Annotated in this window: 4 protein-coding genes; 2 read left to right on the top strand and 2 right to left on the bottom strand. The window is 64.0% G+C overall.

Features of this window, described 5'->3' with window-relative positions; genetic code table 11:
• Positions 1-72 precede the first annotated feature (72 nt).
• The gene (locus DBR22_RS07395) at positions 73-648 is read right to left on the bottom strand and encodes a helix-turn-helix domain-containing protein (RefSeq protein WP_108598474.1); all 576 of its coding nucleotides are present in this window, start codon (positions 646-648) and stop codon (positions 73-75) included.
• 285 nt (positions 649-933) lie between these two features.
• Between DBR22_RS07395 and DBR22_RS07400 the strand changes: the two genes are divergently transcribed.
• Positions 934-2457 carry a sodium:solute symporter gene (locus DBR22_RS07400; RefSeq protein WP_108598475.1) on the top strand — a complete coding sequence of 508 codons (1524 nt, stop codon included), beginning with the start codon at positions 934-936 and terminating at the stop codon, positions 2455-2457.
• A 128-nt stretch (positions 2458-2585) separates the two neighbouring features.
• Here the strand turns inward: DBR22_RS07400 and DBR22_RS07405 are convergent, their stop codons facing one another.
• The gene (locus tag DBR22_RS07405; protein ID WP_108598476.1) at positions 2586-2810 is read right to left on the bottom strand and encodes a hypothetical protein; all 225 of its coding nucleotides are present in this window, start codon (positions 2808-2810) and stop codon (positions 2586-2588) included.
• Between the two features lie 258 nt (positions 2811-3068).
• On the opposite strand from DBR22_RS07405, the gene DBR22_RS07410 reads away from it, so the two are divergent.
• Positions 3069-3630: VIT1/CCC1 transporter family protein (locus DBR22_RS07410; protein WP_181365076.1), on the top strand; the 562-nt coding region annotated here is incomplete at its 3' end.

The raw sequence follows: 3630 nt of genomic DNA on the forward strand, positions 1-3630 counted from the left end.
CCCATCATACGCAAAAGTTTCGTCACGTGCACCAAATGTTTACAACGAGCCAGGGGCCCCGGGCCCGGCACCCTACCGGCTGGCGGCCGGCACCAAAACCCAGAGCACTTCAACCGGCTCGTCGGTGGGGTTGACCCAGGTATGCGGTTCGCGGCCGGGGAACGTCACGGTATCGCCGGTACTGAGTTCATATTCCTCGTTGGTGAGGATCAGGCGGATCTGCCCCTTGGTCACGTGGAGCACGTCAACATCGCAGTCCACGGCATACAGTTCCGACTCTCCGCGTCCACGGGGCTCAATGACTGCCTGGATGATCTGGACACGCCGTTCGGACCGCGCCGTCAGCAGGCGCTCCACAATCCCTTCGCCGCCGAGGGAGATCCGGGGCCCGGCGCCATTCTTGGTCAGGTGGGTTTCCGGGGCCATAAAAAGGTCACCGATGGAGATGGACAGCACCTGGCACAGGGTCACCAACGAGGCAACCGACGGTGAGGTGAGATCCCGCTCCACGCGGCTGAGGAATCCCTTGGTGAGGCCGGTGGCGTCGGCCACCTGCTCGATGGTCAGCCGCTGGGACTGCCGGGCGGCACGGATCCGGGAACCGATGGCAACCGGGGTGTTGCTCGGCTCAACTGGCAGTGCCTTCATATGCGAACCTTTCATGGCCGGTGGTCCGGCCCCATCTTTGGAGCAATACTAATGGCCACCAGCCCCCGCAACGCGGCCGGAGACGTCGCACACCAGCATGTGGCGTCACGGCGTTGACTGTTACGCCGGTCACAGAATATGCTTTTGGACAACAAGTGTTGCCTATAAGGCAATTATTAGCTTCTTGTTCCCCTTTCACTCCGCAAGAGCAGCAGAATACCGGCTCCCTCAGAGCATCCACCGCCGGTTTATGCACGCTGCACCTCAGCTCCAGGAGCCCCCAACATGGACCCTAACTTCGTCAACATCGCCATCGTGGTGGTGTATCTCATTGCAATGCTGGCCTTTGGCTGGTGGGGCAAGTCCCGTACCCGGAACAACAGCGACTTCCTCGTGGCCGGCCGTCGCCTCGGTCCCTTCCTCTACACAGGCACCATGGCTGCCGTGGTCCTCGGCGGAGCCTCCACAGTGGGCGGCGTCGGGCTCGGCTACAAGTTCGGCATCTCCGGCATGTGGCTTGTGGTTGCCATCGGTGCCGGCGTGCTGCTGCTGAGCCTTCTCTTCGCGGGCACCATCCAGCGGCTGAAGATCTACACGGTCTCCCAGATGCTCACCCTCCGCTACGGCAGCAAGGCGACGCAGACCTCCGGCATCGTCATGCTCGCCTACACCCTGATGCTCTGCGCCACCTCAACCGGCGCCTACGCCACCATCTTCGTGGTCCTCTTCGGCTGGGAGCGCTGGCTCGCCATCGCCATCGGCGGAGCCATCGTCCTGGTCTACTCCACCATCGGCGGAATGTGGTCCATCACCCTGGCCGACCAGGTGCAGTTCGTCATCAAAACGGTAGGCATCTTCCTCCTGATGCTCCCCTTCACCCTCAACGCAGCCGGTGGGCTGGACGGTATCCGCAGCCGCGTGGACGAAAGCTTCTTCCAGCTGGACGGCATCGGCGTGCAGACCATCATCACGTACTTTGTGGTCTACACCCTTGGCCTCCTGATCGGCCAGGACATCTGGCAGCGCGTGTTCACCGCCAAAACCGCGGGTGTGGCACGCTGGGGCGGCGCCACTGCCGGCGTCTACTGCATCCTGTACGGTGTGGCCGGGGCACTGATCGGCCTGGGTGCCAAAGTCGCCCTGCCTGACATCGACGTCGCCACCGGCGGCAAGGACGTCGTCTACGCCGAGGTTGCCCAGAACCTGCTCCCGATCGGCATCGGCGGGCTGGTCCTCGCCGCAGCCGTGGCAGCCATGATGTCCACCGCTTCCGGCGCCCTGATCGCCGCGGCAACCGTGGCGCGCGCCGATGTCCTGCCATTCGTCGCCAGCTGGTTCGGCAAGGACATCAACACCGGGGACACCGACAACCCCGAGCATGACGTCAAGGCCAACCGCATGTGGGTCCTGGGACTCGGTATCGTGGCCATCCTGATCGCCATCATCACCAAGGACGTTGTAGCCGCCCTCACCATTGCCTACGACATCCTGGTGGGAGGCCTGCTCGTGGCAATTCTGGGTGGTCTGGTCTGGAAACGCGGAACCGGCCTCGCCGCTGCGGCCTCCATGGCCGTGGGTTCAGTGGTCACGATCGGCACCATGATTGTGCTGGAGATCAACGCGGAGGTCCCGCTGGACGGCGTCTTCGCCAACGAACCGATCTACTTCGGCCTGATCAGTTCGGCCGTGGTTTACGTGGCGGTCTCCCTGCTGACCAAACCCACGGATCCCCACGTCATGCGCAACTGGGTCCGGCGCGTCGCCGGCAAGGACAACGAGGAAGTACCGGTAGCAGTTCCCGCGCCATAGCGCGGAACAGGCAGTAACCAGCAGGAAGTACGACGGCGGCACCCCGGTTCGCTTTTCAGCGAACCAGGGTGCCGCCGTCGTGCGTTCTGCCTGACGTGCGTCACCGGACCTGCCATCCGGTTCCGCGCCTATTCAATGTCCCGGAATTCGTCCTCATCCAGCGGAACCAGCCGCTCCTCGGCGTCGACCTTGACCGGCGGCGTCGGAACGATAACCTCTTCGGCATCCAGGAATTCGTCCTCTGCGTCCCAATCGTCCTCGTCAACCGGAATATCCTCGGCATAGTCGTAGGCGGGGTCCGCTTCAACTGATTCGAGGTGCGGCAGGTCCGGGTGCTCTCCGGTGGTGTTCATAGTCCAACCTCCGATTATTCGCCTGTGACATGCTCCTGCGTCCGGGCGGTGGCGGGCGCCCACACCTTCATAACAGCACCACAGGAATGTGGGGTCAAGGGCCGGACGGCCCTCCGCGGCGGACCCGCCAGAGGACGTGATTTTAAGGGAAGCCGAAACTTGTCAGTGAGGTTTGCCAGCTGAAAATCCGCGGATTTCCGCGGTAGGCTAGGCAATGCAATGGGGCCGAACCATGCCCTATCAAGCACAGGAGCCTTCGTGACTCAGCACGCCAAAGCCAACCGCGCCCACCCCTCCGCGGAGACCAGACCATCTGCACCGCAGCCCACTGCAGCCGACATCCGCCGGTGGCGCCAGTACCTCGCGGACGAACGCGCCGAGGCCGCCGTGTACCGCGATCTGGCGCAGAACAGGGTCGGCGAAGAGCGGGACATCCTCCTGGCCCTCGCTGAAGCTGAAGGCCGCCACGAAGCCCATTGGCTGAAGCTCCTGGGCGACAACGCCCAGAAATCCCGTCCTGCATCGCTGCGCAGCCAACTGCTGGGCTTCCTTGCCCGGCACTTCGGTTCGGTGTTCGTCCTTGCCCTGGCGCAGCGCGCCGAGGGCCGCTCCCCCTACTCCCGGGACCCCAACGCCACTGATGCAATGGCAGCAGACGAACAGATTCACGAAGAAGTGGTCCGCGGCCTGGCCACCCGTGGCCGGAACCGGCTTGCCGGCACCTTCCGCGCCGCCGTGTTCGGCGCCAACGACGGCCTGGTCAGCAACCTGTCCCTGGTCATGGGTATGGCCGCCTCCGGAGTGTCGAGCGGCGTGGTGC

This window comes from Arthrobacter sp. HMWF013, assembly GCF_003061105.1.
Classification (GTDB): domain Bacteria; phylum Actinomycetota; class Actinomycetes; order Actinomycetales; family Micrococcaceae; genus Arthrobacter.

Excerpts from the sequence above, each read along its gene's own strand:
- DBR22_RS07395 (WP_108598474.1), bottom strand. The coding sequence starts at position 648 with ATGAAGGCACTGCCAGTTGAGCCGAGCAACACCCCGGTTGCCATCGGT.
- DBR22_RS07405 (WP_108598476.1), bottom strand. The coding sequence starts at position 2,810 with ATGAACACCACCGGAGAGCACCCGGACCTGCCGCACCTCGAATCAGTT.
- DBR22_RS07400 (WP_108598475.1), top strand. The coding sequence starts at position 934 with ATGGACCCTAACTTCGTCAACATCGCCATCGTGGTGGTGTATCTCATT.